10 protein-coding genes are annotated in these 15,799 nt (G+C 55.9%); all 10 read right to left on the bottom strand.

The genetic code is table 11. The features are described from left to right. Positions 1–19: 19 nt before the first annotated feature. A complete protein-coding gene (locus MNODULE_RS21875; protein WP_168063323.1) occupies positions 20–5,758 on the bottom strand; it encodes a carboxypeptidase regulatory-like domain-containing protein in 5,739 nt (1,912 codons plus the stop codon). Positions 5,759–5,801: 43 nt separating this feature from the next. Next, positions 5,802–6,140 (bottom strand): hypothetical protein, encoded by a 339-nt coding sequence (locus MNODULE_RS21870; RefSeq protein WP_168063322.1) that lies wholly within the window; start codon positions 6,138–6,140, stop codon positions 5,802–5,804. A 2-nt stretch (positions 6,141–6,142) separates the two neighbouring features. After that, the gene (locus MNODULE_RS21865; protein ID WP_168063321.1) at positions 6,143–6,289 is read right to left on the bottom strand and encodes a hypothetical protein; all 147 of its coding nucleotides are present in this window, start codon (positions 6,287–6,289) and stop codon (positions 6,143–6,145) included. A gap of 421 nt (positions 6,290–6,710) precedes the next feature. Continuing rightward, positions 6,711–7,760, bottom strand: a complete 1,050-nt coding sequence (locus tag MNODULE_RS21860; protein ID WP_168063320.1) for an LVIVD repeat-containing protein — start codon at positions 7,758–7,760, stop codon at positions 6,711–6,713. Between the two features lie 40 nt (positions 7,761–7,800). Continuing rightward, positions 7,801–11,082, bottom strand: a complete 3,282-nt coding sequence (locus MNODULE_RS21855) for a transglutaminase-like domain-containing protein (RefSeq protein WP_168063319.1) — start codon at positions 11,080–11,082, stop codon at positions 7,801–7,803. Positions 11,083–11,258: 176 nt separating this feature from the next. Next, a complete protein-coding gene (locus tag MNODULE_RS21850) occupies positions 11,259–11,639 on the bottom strand; it encodes a PIN domain-containing protein (protein WP_168063318.1) in 381 nt (126 codons plus the stop codon). Next, positions 11,636–11,845, bottom strand: a complete 210-nt coding sequence (locus tag MNODULE_RS21845) for an AbrB/MazE/SpoVT family DNA-binding domain-containing protein (protein WP_168063317.1) — start codon at positions 11,843–11,845, stop codon at positions 11,636–11,638. Before MNODULE_RS21845 ends, MNODULE_RS21850 begins: the two co-directional genes overlap by 4 nt. 92 nt (positions 11,846–11,937) lie before the next feature. Continuing rightward, positions 11,938–12,816, bottom strand: a complete 879-nt coding sequence (locus tag MNODULE_RS21840; RefSeq protein ID WP_181071173.1) for a trypsin-like peptidase domain-containing protein — start codon at positions 12,814–12,816, stop codon at positions 11,938–11,940. A 74-nt stretch (positions 12,817–12,890) separates the two neighbouring features. Next, positions 12,891–14,453, bottom strand: coding sequence for a citramalate synthase (gene cimA / locus MNODULE_RS21835; RefSeq protein WP_168063315.1), 1,563 nt, complete (start codon positions 14,451–14,453; stop codon positions 12,891–12,893). A 63-nt stretch (positions 14,454–14,516) separates the two neighbouring features. Next, positions 14,517–15,785, bottom strand: a complete 1,269-nt coding sequence (locus MNODULE_RS21830; RefSeq protein WP_168063314.1) for an aspartate kinase — start codon at positions 15,783–15,785, stop codon at positions 14,517–14,519. Positions 15,786–15,799 lie beyond the last annotated feature (14 nt).

Genomic DNA, 15,799 nt, shown 5'->3' with positions numbered 1-15,799 from the left:
GAATATCCGGCCTTACCGCCTACTTTCCCCCCTTGGAGACCTGCGGCGGTGAGATCACCTCGTTTGTGTCGCTCCCGATGACGAGGTCATTTCCGAAGACGGTCGAAATCAGATCGGTCGGCTGGCTGATCTTGAGGTTTCCATTGGCATCTTTGAAACCGGCAATGATCAGATCGCGGTTGAATTTCAATGTCAGCTGATAAAGATCGACATCCCCGTCGCCGTCGGCATCGACCGGATGAACCGTGTCATCGCCGGGATAAGCATCGGCCGGAAGGGTGAAGGTGATCACATTCCCATCCTGATCGACATACCGATTCTCCAGTGTGAAGGAGGCTGTGACCGTCGCCCCGTCCTGAGCGGTAAAGAATGCAAAGGCCGAAAGCACCGGCGAGGTCAGGACACCGGTGACCGACTTCGATCCGCCGTTGCTCTTCAAGTTGATCGTTTCGGGGTGAAGGTCGAAATGAGGGGCCGGGTTGACGAAGACCGAGACCGTATCCTGCGGGCTGTCGGTCAGACCGTCGTTCACTACCAGACGCAGCGTGTAGGTCCCGTCGGCGTCGGAAACGAACGAAGGGGCCGGCGTCGACGCGTTTGCAAGGGCGGCGTCGGTGACCTGGCTTGTCGGCGGAACGGCAATAAAATGCCAGGCGAACGTCAGCGGGTCGCCGTCCGGATCGGCGCTTCCGCTTCCATCCAACAGAACCGGTTGTCCGGTGAGCCCGAGCCGATCGGGCCCGGCATCGGCGAGAGGGGCATGGTTTGGAACGGGGTCGATCTGCAGTCCCGCGCTGCCGAGGGTCTGTGTGACCCCCGCGGTGGTTCCCTGAAGGACAATCAGATACGGCTTCGGCGGGAGGATTCCGCTCTCGAAGGGAATCCGGTCGATGAAGACCTCCCGGCCGTTGAGGGAGACCTCGCCCGGAAGGGTCCGGACCGGCGTCTCCGTGTCGGGATCGACGATCAAGATGGAGGTTTCGATCAGCGGCAGGTCGATCTCATTTCCGATGTTCCGGACCGTGAAGGTGAGGGTGGTGCTCTCCCGCTCCAGAATGCGGCGCGGGTCGGCGGCGATCTCCCCGGAAAGCGCCGCCGCCTGAGAGAGGCTGGAGAGAATTTCAAAAGACTGCGTGGCTGTTGTGAGAAGGTTTCCGCCCGATTGTATTTCCAGCGTCGCGGTGTACGTTCCCGCCGGCGCGGTCCCGGTATTCGTGAAGGATTTAAAGCCGGCCCGCCCTTCCGGAAGAAGATCGGCCAGCGGCTTCGATTCGATAAAGAAAACACCCCCCGACGGATCGGTCACGCGGACCGTCGCCGTCAGATTCGTCAGCAGGTCGTTCACGGTTTGGCTCGTAATCGTTGAACTCAACGCCACCGCTTCATTTGAGGCGTAGGCGATCTTGTCGGGATGGATCGTCGCCGCGGCCTGCCGCACTGAGCGGATCTCGAACGGAATCGTCGCCTCGCTCAAGAGGAGGCCTTCCTCCCTTCTCAGAAAGCCGTGCAGCCGATAGCTCCCGGCCAAAATGGCGGCGGTGTTCCATTCCTCCGTCGAGGTGACCGCAGCCCCTCCCGCCAGCAGACCGAGCGGCTTCACGCCAAACCCGGCGACGACCGCGCCCTCCCCATCTTCCACCCGCAGCTCCACGGTGAAGCGGCCGGACAGGGCGCCGGTGTTGGTGATCAGGGCGCTGAGCTGCACCGGCGCATTCGCCGGATAAACGGCGGCGTCGGTCGCCGGCTGAATCGTTCCGAGCCGCGCGTTCGCGGCGAGCGCGGTTCGAGCGATGTTGTTGTTCTCGCCGCATTCCAGGATTCGGTTCTCGGGATCGACCACCGCATAGAGATCGAGCCCGCCGGTAAGAGTCGAAACGCCGTCCAAAACCACATCCTGATAGGCTCCCTTTAACAGGCTTCCGATTTCTTTCGTGCCGAGCAGCGTTCCGCCGGAGGCGGGGTCCCCCTGGTAGAACGCCACAAGGACCCCCTCCGGAGAAACAAACGCCCCGCCGTTTCCGATCCGCACGCGGAGGCTCACTGCCTGGCCGGTCCCATGATCGATCACCTGTAAGAGCGAGGCGGTCAGGTCGGGGGCCGCGATGGGAGATTCGTCGATCAGCGCGTTGAGGCGATAGCTATTGTGGACCTCCCAGCTGTTGCGCTCCGCGGTCGGGACCGTTCCGTCGTCGTTGATGTTGGTGATGTGATAGCTGTGCTGGTTCCAGATCTTCCGGGTGTTGACCCAGCTGTTGTTCTGGTCCCGGTAGACGCGAATCCCCGAGCCGAACCCGGAGAGATAATAATTGTTGATGGCGACGACGATATCGGCATGGTTATCACTGTCGACATCGGCGATCACCGGAAGTTCATAGGCGGTCCCGCTGGTGTTCGGGGTCTGGAAGATCAAGGCGCCGTCGCTCCCCCGGTAGACCCGGAGGAATTTTTCGTCGGCATAGACCACCTCGACCTGCCCGTCTCCGTCGAAATCAAAGGCGGAAGAGCCGGTGATCTTCGAGCTGAGATCTTGCGTCGGCGATGTCCAGAGGATGCTCCCGTCCGCCGTGAAGACGACGTATCGGCTCGCCCCGGCGACGCCGATTTCGGGGAGACCGTCTCCGTCGATGTCGCCGATGGTCGGCATCCCGCCCCCCGCGCCCGGCACCAGGACCGGCCCCCAAATCGTCGCCCCGGTGTGACTGTAGAGGGCGACGCGGCTGTTTCCGACGCCGACGACCTCGGGATAAGGGTCGTCATTAAAATTTGCGACGGCGGCGAATCCGTCGGCGGCGGGATTGCGCCAGAGAATCTGGCCGGTGTTGCTGTAGGCGGTCGAACCGGCGATGACCTCCAGCGTGCCGTCCAGATCGAGGTCGGCGGCGATCGAGAGATAAGAGCCGTCGCTCCCCCCTCCCCGCCAGCGCAGCGTCCCGTCGCTGTTTAAAACGGTATGCCCGATCATGATCTCGAGCTGTCCGTCCCCCTCCAGATCGGCGACGGCGGCCCCTCCCCATCCGGGCAGAGCCGGCTGCGGACTCTTCCACTTGAAGGTGCCGTCATGCTCGAATGCCAGGACCCCTCCTCCGTTTGCGGGAACGATGATCTCCACCCGGCCGTCCTCATCGATATCCGCGACAGCGATGCTTCCAGTCCCATTGGTTCGGTAGGCCGGATCGGTGACGGTCCAGAGCTCCTGTCCGTCCTTCCCGCTGACGGCGCGCAGCACCCCGTCCCGATCGTAGAGGCCCCCCTGGAAGGCATGGAAGATCACGGCGGGGATATCCTTGGAATCGATCTTTCCGTCCCCATTGGTATCTTCGAGCGGGGCGACGATCGGGATGCTCATCACCTGTCGGTGGTTCGGCAAGATCGTGCTTTCTCTCCAGGCCCATTTTAAGACCGGGCTGAAGGTCCGAATGTCGGGGACGGCGACGCAATGGTCGGCGGTGGTGGCGATGTTGTTCCCCTCGTCGAGCTCGACGATGGCCTTGGCGCTGTCGATCCAGAGGTGAATCGGGGCATCGAGGAACGAAAGGCTCCCCTGGAGAGGGATCGATGCGGCGGCCTCTCCTCCCACGATGATTTCAGTCGAGAGGGTCGTCCTCCCCAGGAGCGTGTCGGCGCCGAAATCATAGACACCGTTGAGGTTGGTGTCTTGGAAGGCAAGCAGATCGATGCCGGACGACGCGGTCGCCGTGCCGAGGTTGGAGACGATGGCCGTCAGCGCGCCGGTGAGGGCCAACGTCTGCGGATCAGTCAGGAGGCCGGTTCGGTCGATCGCCCGGATCGCAAGATCGGGCAAGAGGAGAACGACCTTTTCCTTCCGCATCCGGACCTGGCCGATGTCGACGGTCTGAAGGGGGTTCAAAACGGCGCTGCTTTCGTTGGCGGCATATCCGGAGAGGGTAAACTGGAGATCGGTCGTCCAGACGATCAATCCCTCCACCAAGAATCGACCGTCCGGACCGGTCGTCAACGTTTGGGAGCCGTTCCGATAGGTTGCGGCCACGGTCACGTTTGCCAGCGGCTGATTGGTCCCGGCGTCGAGGACCAGGCCGGTGACTCCCGCGGTATTCTCTCCCGGCGGGGTGGTATTCGCCGGATAGAGCTTCGGTGAAAAGATGGTGACGTTATTGAAATGAACATTCGTTTCGGCGGTCACGGTGTCGTAATCGGCGAGGGAGGCGGTGATGGTGATGACCCCCCGCTGCACGGCGATGGTGTAGCGGCCCTCGGCATTCGTCGTGGCAAAGCCGCTGGTGGCGCCGGAGAGGGAGATAACCACCCCTTCCAGTGGAAGGCCGGTGACGGCGCTGGTCACGACCCCTTGAATGAGGGTCAGACTGGCCGAGATGCCGGGATATAAATTGGGAGAGAAAACCAGGTGCCCGCCCGGCTGCAATGTGGCGGTCATGGCGGTGGTGATATAGCCGGCCCGGAGGGCGCTGAGGAGGATCGTCCCTGCCGGGGCATTGCTGATCTGGTACGAGCCGTCGGCGGCGGTGGAGGCGAGCGGGGGGCCGCCGTCGATGCTGATTGCGACCCCCTCGAGCGGCAGGCCGGTCTCTCCATCGAAGATCGTTCCCGTCACGGTGCCGGTGGCGGCGGTCGCGCCCTGGGTCATCTGGAGGGTGCCGAGATCGATCACCTGTCCCTGGGCGACGGTGGTATTCGTATTGAGGGAGCCGTAATTGACCAGCGACAGCGCCACCGCATACGCGCCCGGCGTCAGATCTCTGAATTCGAACAGGCCGTCTCCCACGGTGACCCGGTTATCCGGGACCGGCCCGGTGAGGCCGACCGCCACGCCGGAAAGGGGCTGTCCGGTTTGGGCATCGATCACCCGTCCGCGGATGATCGCGAGGGTCGGATTCGCAGGAAGGGTCTCCGCCAGGGCCAGCGCCCGGATCGCCAGCGCGGTCTGGTATGGATCGTCTCCCCAACTGCCGTTCGGGAGTTGCCGGGAGGCAAGAACGTTTTTGACGGCCGAGGCGGTCGGCTCCTGCGGGATGAAGTCGTGGAGGCCGATGTAGGCGAGGGCGGTGAGGTAAATGGTGTTCTCCCAGTCGCCGGGGGCGGTTTGCTGGGAGAGAAGGTAATTGACGGCGTTTTGGATGGGGGTGTTCAGGGCGTATTGGCTGGCGTAGCCGCTCAGGGCCTTCAGAGCAAGGGCGGTGGTGTAGGGGTGGCTCGATTGGCCTGCGACGAAGCCCCAGCCGCCGTCGGGGTTTTGTTTCGAGACGAGATACCCGACCGAAGGAGCGATGACCGTGGCATCGGTGTAGCCTAGCGCCGCAAAGGCTTGGAGCGCCAAGCTTGAATCTAAAAGGGTGCTGCCATATCCGGCGAGCCCGCCCCAGCCGTTGTCGCTGGCGAAGCCGACGGTTCCGGCTTTGTTCTGGAGGGAGAGGAGGGCCGTTTGATCGGCGGCGACGACAGAGGTTGTTCCGGCCAGGGCCAGGATTCTCCTTGCGATGTAGTCGGTTTCGGACAATGTTTGATTGGTGAGAAAGCCTCGGCCGAGGAGTTGCTGAGAAGAGGGGGCGGATTCGAGGAGGCGGAAGGTTTCGACGACGGTTGCTGTAGCCGGGATGATGTCAATGGTGGAGGAGGCGGCGCCGCCCCAGCTGCCGTCGGGAGATTGGGTGGAATGGAGATAACTTAAGCCGTTATGGATCGACGCCTCCTGGGCGTAAGTATCAGTTGCAGTAAAAACGATCATCAAAATCCAGAGGAAAGCCCAAAGAGAGCGTTTCATTTAGACGCCTGAGCGAGAAAGGATTCTGCCTTATATAACGCAATCATTTTAATTTTTCTAATGCCATTGCAAATATATCGTAGTACTGACTGTTCCGAATTGATTTTTCAGCAGCTATCTTTTCGATATATGGTTTTGCTTCCATCATTCCAATGTCCGCTGAAGCATAGGCAGCAAAGGCGCGGAGTCTCTTTTGAGGAAGTAAAGATTTAGTCGATAAAATTTCCAATAGCATTTTTTTGATTAGGTCTTTTTTTTCTGGATCTGGAGTCTTTTCATAGTAATCAGGTTTGAAAAAATATAATGAGTCTCCCTGAACATGAGAACCCAAATGCTCGCCTAATAATTGAGAAATCACTTCTTTTTTTACTTGATCATGCATAATTACTCATTGAACTCCGGTAGCTCAGTCTTCATCATGAGGAAGGCTACTGCGCTTTCCTCGACCTGCTTGCCGTCGCAAAGACCAAACATCCGGTCATGCTCCTCGGCTTCTGCCTGATGCCCAACCACCTTCACTTCGTGGTCCAACCCAAAACACCTGAAGCCCTTAGCGCGTTCATTCCGATTCCCTTACCTGTCGATTGGAATCATCTGCTTGAAACGCCGCTGTCTCTTCAAGAACTCTCCCGCATCCGGACCGCTGTCAATCGCCAAGCGCCTTTCGGCTCGCCCGACTGGCAGACGATGATCGCGAAACTGCTGGGGCTGGTATCGAGCCTCACGCCCCGTGGACGCCCGAGAAAAATCCAAGAAAAGTAGCCTGTCCCCTTTTCCCTTTTCACAAAATCTCACTTGAAATAATTGGCATAATAAAATTATGTTTCCGACAATTTCTTCCATCTTGAGAAGTTATGTAGAAGTCGCAGTTATAACACTGCGGAGATCCACTACCATTTGGCATGCTTTAAATCCACTTTATGACTCTACGTACTTCAGTTCCAAAGGCTTGTTATTTATTCTCTAAAACACTCATGACAAATAGTCCGTCGTTTTTCGCAATGTAGATATGATTCGCTTTTATAGCGACCGAATGAATTCGTTCCGTCTTTTGAAATGAGGCTAGCTTTTGGATTTCACCACGTGAAATCACCTGAAGCACCTCAAACGGCTGCGATAATTGAGATAATTCAATTATTTTTCCTTGCTGGTCTACCTCTTCCGCGAGTCCCCATGCGACAATCAAATGTCCCTGATGAGTATAATAGTTAAGGTCCGGGGATGAATACGTGTAAACTAACCGAGGTCTGCTCGGATCTGAGCAATCATAGACGTTGAAGAAACGTTCTTTCTCTCTCAAACACACAATCAAATAGGGATAATCAACAAAAAAGTTCTTGTAGGGTTGTAGATTGACTTTAATTTCTGCAACTTTTCTGGGTTTCGCCGGGTGGCTGATGTCCATGACGAAGATTGTCCCGCTTTCGATTTTAAAAAGAGCAATCTCCTCATGGTAGTGTTCCAGGGCAAAGCAGAGTGAGTCTTTAAAAAATTGTGAGACAAGTCTCGGTTTTTCCAAATTGGAGAGGTCGAAGACTTTAAATCCCTCTTCCCGACACGCTACGAAGAGGTGGTCTTTATAAAAGAAAAAATCAAATAGGGAATCTGCACCAGGAATCTGTCCTACCTGCACTGTGTTTGGGAGTTTATCGATTTTGTATACCCTAGCCCCGAGGCCCTGAAAACTTCCAATTAGAAATTCATCTTTGAACAGCCCTATTTTTAAAGTCCCCGGCAGAAACTTAGTTGTCAAAGCCTGTGAAGGATCTCCCACGTTAAGCAAGTAGATTCCCTGGTAGCCAGCATTAAAGAAGATCCAATTCTGGTAGGCTAAACAAAGCTCCTCTCTGTACCCATCAGACGGAAGGGAAAACGTTCCTAAAAATGACGGGTCAGTCCTATTGGTGATATCGAAAATCTTCCTATCTACTCCCAGCCCAAAAAGAAAATCATATGCTGTATATAAGTTCGTATATTGATTTACGCTATCAAACTTTTTCATAAGGTATCTCAACAATATGCTCTCTTGTTAATTTAAAGTATTAATACGGAAAGGAGTCTATCCGCTTCACACGAGACGAGTTAATTTCAAGAGTACTAAAAGGATATAACCATTCATTACATGGTTGGACCTCTTGAAGCGCACATGGTTTAAGGATACTAAATGACCCAGGCGGAAATTCAGCCCTATTTATTCTTAATTCGATGAACGCTTGTCCACGCTCTACCTCAATATTTCCGAGTTTATCAAATAACTGTAGTGCAGTTGCAATATATACATAATTGGGTGTTCCATCAGGCCGAAACCCCGCTGGGTGCAACTTAAGTTCTGTAAGAAATATTCCCCGGCTCTCTCCTACTCCCGCCTGCAACAGTCCAAAGACGGGAGTAAAGATTTTAAGAAGGCTCTCGGGTTTTGTGTAGTGCCGTAAAACAATCCAGTCCTCAGGTGGCCTTGTTCTACTAATCGAATCAGAGATGCCTTTAATAATAGCAAGGATAATAGCGATGATTGCTCCCTGATTTAGGCTACCACCTTGTGTATTGGGATACGTTGCGGTAGTGGCCTCCGCAATACTAGGCGTTAAGAAAATCCCTACGATAACACCTCCGGCAATAATTAAAGTAGGCGCTCCCGCTGCTGTTGCCAAAGTGGCGAGGATACCAATTAACAGATATACAACAACTGGAGAAGCAGGTATTTCTGGCAAGGGAAAGACGGTTTCTGCTGTCTCATCCGATCCCCCGAGTAACCCTCCAGATATAAGATAAGCTCCTGCGCCGCTGGTAGGGTCCTGTACCACATACCCCACTCCTCGCCATCCACCGTGGGTAATTTCTCGTTTAGGAATTTGAATAACTTTTCCAGCTCCAACAGCATTCTGAATGTTTGATTTAACTTCATTTGAAATTTCTAATAATGGAAGAATGCCTCCAATATTACTGGCATTTACAAGATAGATCGGAACTCCCCGTCCATTTGCCAACTCAAGTATTCTTACTGCTGATATTCCATCTCCGAGATTTCTTCCAAAGAGCTGATCGAAGATCAGCCCTTCCAATGCAGACGAATAGATACCTGCCTGAGTAAAGTAAGAGAAAATTTTCTCTCCATCTCCTCGTTGGTGTATAACCGTTTGTAAATCTCTGGCAATATCGAGCGTTCGGCTCTTATAGCTGGCTTTATTTGGAACGCCGAACAGATACGTCGGAGTCACTTTTGCAGCAGCCAGTCCTTCCGAAGGATGGCGAATCACAGCGACATGAGATTGTGATGAAATAATTTTGTTAAACGCGTCCAACTCTCCCCAGTAGGAAAGTAGCGTCTGATGAAGCATCTCCCCGACCGGTTCCGAGAAGTCGTTGAGGTCAATCCGCTTTTGAAGTAAGTCGGCAGTCACCTGACCCAGGTTCAACCCCACCGCACTATAATCTCCAGCCAAGATCAAATGCGAGACCATGTCCTGCCCGATGGAGGGGGAAGTAAACGTAAGTGTCAGGGTTTGGGTTAGGCCCATGCCAATGGATGGTCCGCTTGAAACGACCTCGCCATTGATTTTTAGCTTTGGTTGAAGATGGACCAAGTAAGCCGGAATCGAGGTCGCAAGTTGATCGATGTATTGATTGATCAAGTCTTGATCAGACGACGTGGCAGGATCGTAAGAGAGGGTAATCCGCTTTCCCGCCAATGCCGGAAGGGAAGCGGTGTAGGAGAAATCCGGTCCGAAGAATGCGTCGGTGCTCAACTCAAACGTAATCTTATGTCGAAGGGTATCCGGAACCTGTGAGTACCGTCCGGCCGTCACGAGTGTTTTGTATGGAAGCGTCAGTTGCAGTATATTCGATTTCCCTTCTTTGATCGTTCTTGTCCCCAGGACATCTCCGACTGTAGCATTGGGATGATTTGCCGTGAGATAGCTCTGAATCTGGTTTTGGTAATCGGTCAGGGAGGCTTGGACATAGGCGGCATCCACACCGGTGACGGAAGGGGTATTCGGATCAATCGTTGCGGTGGCCTGAACCTGGTCCAGAAAGGCCGGACCATCAAAGGAAACAGCGGTTTGTAACTTGACGCCGGGGGTAAAAAGATGCTGCTTGAAGCTCGCATCGAGCGGCACCCAGGTATCCCCCTGTTTATGAACTGCTCCTCTGGAGGGAATGTAGTCGGCGTAGGCTTCGACCCACACATGCTCCAGCCGAACCTCCGTGATCTTGCCTCCGCTAATCCCGCCCGCGGCAGGAACGCCTCCGCTGGTGATGAATGTAACCGCCGATTTGGCATCGGTGAAGCCGCCGACCCAGTTCATGGCTTTATCGATGGGGAGAACAATCGTCCCATAAACATATCGCGCTGAAATACCGGACGTCCTCAAGAGCGCAATCAAAAGCGAAGCCGTATCGATATCGTTGCACTGCTTCGTCATCAGGCACATCTGTGCCCCCTGGATGCTGCCGTAGGTCGGGACATAATCGATGTTGTTGTGGACCCAGTTGTAAATCTTCACCGGATGGTGCTCCAACTGCGCGGCAAGATCTTGGATCTCCGGCGTGAATTGGACCTCAATCGTCTCGGCTAGATCGGCCGGCGTGGGAAGATCTTGGGTGGATTGGACCAACATCAGTGTGGAGGGATCGCCGTTGAAGGCAAGTTGAATCGGTTTTTGGAACTCGGTGAACTCTTCCTTCTTCAGCCGAGGGGCACGCTCTTTGACTTTCGGCATCCGGTGCGGCAGGTTGTTCGGATCGAGCTTCTGGTGCGGCCGCTCTTTCACCTTTTCTTCAAGGTGCGACTTGGCCGCCTTCAGTTTCGCTCTGAGTTCCCCTTTTTTCTGATCGGCCCCTTTGAGATCTCCCCGCCCCTTCGCCCGCTTTCGCTCGCCATGAATCCGAACGGTATCGTCCAGATTTTTCCGAAGGGTTTGGATGTTCTGTTGATACTCCGCGAGCGCCTTGGCATGCCGATCCAGAATCTCAGCCGGAAGATGCTTCGCTTTGAGAAAGGCCTCGGTCTCGGTAAATTCATCTAGAACGGCGGCATCAAGGGCGGCGACGTTCTTTTGCTGTTCGGCAAGCTGATCGATCCGGGGCTGGATCTCTTGATCGGCGGCGAGATCTTGATCAAGGGCTTGGGTAAGGCTTTTAATTTTGTGGAGCGTTTCTTCGAGCTTTTCGGAAGGGCCTTTCTCTCTGCTTGAGACTTTGGCGGGTGGGGCCGGCGTCTGCGCCGCCACCGCGAAGTTCCACGGCTCAATGCAGAACCAGGAGAAGAAAACCAGAATGACCGTGGCAATCGGCCGGAGCCGACGCTCGAAGAGAGGGTGCATGGAGGCTCCCGTAATGGGATAATTCCGGTGCAACGGGCGTGACTATAAACCCCTCTCAAAATCTTGTCAAGGAAAAATTTCTAATTGGTATTCCAGATTACGGCAGGGCCAGGCGACCCTGGGCTGATGGTTCCTTTATCGCTTATCGCTCCCATTTCTTATATTCTCTCAGAAAATCAGGTCCCGGTCGTGAGATAAACGACCCCCTCAAGATCTTTCAGATCGGCATCGCTGGTAATTACCTGAGCCTGCCGCTCCCGGGAAGTCGCATAAACGATCGCGTCGGCCATCGCGATCCGATGCTGAAGGCTTAAATCGGCGGCCAAAAGTGCGATCGACTCGGTCATGGGGATGACTTCCGTTGCGTTCAATTGCCCCGCGGCCAGCAACGCGCTCTCTTCTCCCTTTTCTTTTTTGATCTTTTTGTAAACCTCATACAGAACGATCGTCGGCGTGATCAGGCGGGAGCGGTCTTTCAAATAAGATCCGTATCGGTCGGAAAGAGGCCCCCCTGTGAAGAACTCGATCCATCCGCTGGAATCGATCAAAACTTTCACGCTCGCTCCTGTTTCTCACGGAGATTGCTCTGATCCATCCCTTTGACAAAACCCTTTAGAGATTTCAATGGCACCTCGGGGACCAAACTGATCACCCCTCCCTTCTCCAACACCTGAAGCTTCTGTCGAGGGCTGAGGCGGAGTTTTTCCCGAATCTCTTTGGGGATGACGATCTGGTACTTCGAAGAAATGGTGATCGTGGACATTTAACTCCTCCGTCTTACGTTATCTCTATCGATAATAGTAGTGTAGGAAACGCCGGAAGTCAACGGAAGGAAATTCGTATTGGGAAGGGGTGCTACGGCAGGGCCAGGCGACCCTGGCTGATGGTTCCTTTATCGACCCACGCTTCGACGACCGTTTTGGCCATGTTGATCGGAATGGCGAAGCCGATCCCTTGTCCCGTGGCGACGATGGCGGTGTTGATGCCGATCACCTCCCCCCTGGCGTTCAGCAGCGGGCCGCCGCTGTTTCCGAAGTTGATCGAGGCGTCGGTTTGGATAAAGTTGTCCTGATCGGTCAGGCCGAGGTCGGTCCTTCCGGTCGCGCTGATGACGCCGACGGTCACCGTCCGGTCAAGACCGAAGGGGTTTCCGATCGCAATCGCCCACTCTCCCACCTGAAGCCGGCCCGAGTCGCCAAGGTCGGCCACCGGCAGATCGGATTGAGGGGGAATCTTAATGATCGCGAGATCGGTTTTGGGGTCTTTTCCGATGATCGTTCCGATGAATTCTCTCCGGTCCGAAAGCTTGATCGTGATTTTGTCGGCCTCGGAAATGACATGATGGTTGGTGATGATGTAGCCGTCTCTGCTGATGATGAAGCCGGAGCCGAGGCTCCTCTGCCGGAACTCACGGCGGGGAGGGTCCTTGAAGAGCTCTCCCAGGAAGTCCTGGAAAAACCCTCTGTCTTGAGCGGAATCGGGATGACGGACGAAGTGGACCGTGCTGATGTTCACCACCGCCGGCGTGACCCGCTTCGCCACCCGGATGAAGGCCTTCTCCGTGATGAGGAGCTCGCGCGCGGGGATCTCGCCGATCGGCTCAATCTCTTCGAAGTGCGGCTCGGGAGCGGAGGCGACGACAGGAGTGGAAGCGGTTTGCTCCGTGCAGGAGACGAAGAGAATAATAATAAGGAGGGGGAGGATGGAGGTCAGCCTATTTTTCGCAATCTGCATCGAGCGATTTCTCATTCCTAAATTATAGGCTGACCGATGGTAAACACGCAAGCGCGCCTGAAGCGGCGCGGCGCTCAGCTGTTCAATAGTTTGTACTCGATACTGTCCACCAATGCTTGCCAGCTGGCTTCGATGATGTTTTCGGAAACACCGACCGTCCCCCAATTCTTCTCGCCGTCGCCCGATTCGATCAAGACCCGGACCTTCGATCCGGTCCCGTCGCTGGCGGTCAAGACGCGGACCTTATAATCGAGGAGCTTGACCTGAGAGAGGGCCGGATAAAATTTTTCGAGCGCCTTTCGAAGCGCGTGGTCGAGCGCATTGACTGGTCCGTTTCCGGTCGCCGCAGTGTGCTCCACCTGGCCCCCTACCTCGACCATAATGGTCGCCTCGCAGAAGGTCTCCTCGCTTCCCTTTCGTTTTTCGACGATCACGCGAAAGCCGACCAGATTAAAAAACTTCTTATGTTTTCCGAGCGCCTTCTTCATCATCAGCTCAAAGGAGCCCTCCGCCCCCTCGAACTGGTAGCCCTGGTGCTCCCGCTCTTTGAGTTGTTCGAGAATTTCCGTAAGATGCGGGCTGTCGCTCGCCAGGTTGATCCGGAACTCCTTCGCCTTCTCCAGAAGGTTGCTCTTTCCGGCGTTGTCGGAGATCAGAACCCGCTGCCGATTTCCCACTTTGCTCGGAGCGACATGCTCGTATGTTTCCGCATTCTTCCGGACGGCGTGGACGTGAATCCCCCCCTTGTGGGCGAAGGCGGCGTCGCCGACATACGGCTGGTGTTTGTTGTGGGGGAGATTGGCGATCTCGCTGACGAAGTGAGAGACCTCTCTCAACCGCTTGAGCTGGTCGTCAGCGATGCAGTTGATCTTCATCTTCAATTTCAGATTCGGGAGGAGCGAGCAGAGGTTGGCGTTTCCGCAGCGCTCCCCGAACCCGTTCATCGTCCCCTGAACCTGGGTCACGCCGATTTCGACCGCCGTCAAGGCGTTGGCCACCGCCATCTCGGAGTCGTTATGGGTATGGATGCCGAGCGAGCCGCCGATCTCGCGCTGAACCACCTCCAGCGCTTCGCGGAGCTGCCACGGCATCGTCCCGCCGTTGGTGTCGCAGAGGATGATGCACTCCGCGCCGGCCCGCTTGGCCGCTTCCAGCGTCTTCAGCGCGTAGTCGGGCTTCGCCAGATAACCGCTGAAGAAATGTTCCGCATCGTAAAAAACCCGCTTCCCCTGAGAGCGAAGGTACTCGATCGAATCGGAGATGATCTCCAGATTTTTCTTGAGTGTGATCCCGAGCGCCTCGGTGACGTGCAGGTCCCAGCTCTTGCCGAAAAGGGTGACGACCTCGGTGCCGGCCTCGGCCAGCGCTTTGATGTTGGGATCCTCCGAAACCTTGTTTCTCGATTTCCGCGTGGCGCCGAAAGCGACGAGCTTGGACGACTTGAGCGGGATTTTTTTCATCTCCTCGAAGAAGGTGATATCCTTCGGGTTCGCCCCCGGCCATCCCCCTTCGATGTAATGAAGGCCGAGCTCATCAAGCTTCTGTACGATGCGAAGCTTATCCTCGACGGAGAAGGAGACATCCTCCGACTGTGCGCCGTCGCGTAACGTGGTGTCGTAGATCTCAACGATCTGCATGGTCACTCCTGTCTTTGCGGTTGTGAGACCTCTTCGAGCGTCGCTCGCGCCCGCAAAGACCTTTTATTTTGAAGCCCGCCTCGCCGTCTTCGCCTTGCCCTTTTCGCTCTTCTGCGGCGGGGTCTTGCTCAGCTCGAAAACATCATGAAGGGTCCGGACCGCCAGCTCGGTATACTTCGAATCGATGACGCAGGAGATTTTGATTTCGGAGGTGGAGATCATCATGATGTTGATCCCCTCCGCCGCCAGGCTGGAGAACATCTTGGCCGCCACCCCGGAGTGGGAACGCATCCCGACCCCGACGATCGAGACCTTGGCGATGTTCTCCGTCAATTGAATGTCCTGCACCCCCATCTCTTCCGCCAATTTGGAAAGGGTCTCTTTCGCCCGCCGCGCATCTCCCTTCGGGACGGTAAAGGAGATATCGGTCATCCCTCCCTGGCTTACGTTCTGGATGATCATATCGACGACCACATTCTCCCGGGCGAGGGTGCCGAAAATTTTCGAGGCGATCCCCGGCCGGTCGGGCACGCCGAGGAGGGTTACTTTCGCCTGATTTTTATCGTAGGTCACCCCCGAGACGACCTCTTGCTCCATCTCTAGATCCTCCTTTGTCACCAGGGTCCCCTCGTGGTCGTTGAAGCTCGACCGGACACGGACCGGAACCTGATATTTCATCGCAAATTCCACCGAACGGGTCTGGAGCACCTTCGCCCCCAGGCTCGCCATCTCCAGCATCTCCTCATAGGAGATCTTCGACAACTTTCTTGCGTTCGGAACGATATTCGGGTCGGTCGTATAGACCCCGTCCACATCGGTATAAATATCGCAGAGATCGGCCTTCAGCGCGGCGGCCAATGCGACGGCGGTGGTGTCGGAGCCCCCCCGGCCGAGGGTCGTCACATCCGATCGCTGATTGATCCCCTGAAAACCGGCCACCACCGGGACGACCCCCTCGGCGAGCGATTCCTTCAACCGCTCCGCGGTGATCTGCTCGATCCGGGCGTTGGTGTGGACCGCGTCGGTCAAGATGCCGACCTGTCTTCCGGTGAAGGAGCGCGCCGCCACCCCCGATTCCTGAAGGGCGATCGCCAGCAGGGCGATCGTCACCCGCTCTCCGGTCGAAATCAGCATATCCATCTCTCGCTGATCGGGAAGGGGGGAAATCTGGTGGGCGAGCCCGATCAACCGGTCGGTCTCCCCGCTCATCGCGGAGACGACCACCACGACATCGTTTCCCTCCGCCCGCGCCTGCGCGACCCGCCGCGCCACGTTTTTAATCCGGTCGGTGGTTCCGACGGAGGTCCCGCCGAATTTCTGAACGATCAACATTTACAACCCATCCC

Origin of the sequence: Candidatus Manganitrophus noduliformans (assembly GCF_012184425.1) — a bacterium.
Taxonomy (GTDB): domain Bacteria; phylum Nitrospirota; class Nitrospiria; order SBBL01; family Manganitrophaceae; genus Manganitrophus; species Manganitrophus noduliformans.
The sequence above is the reverse complement of the archived record's forward strand: the minus strand, read 5'-3'. Positions and strand labels throughout refer to the sequence as shown.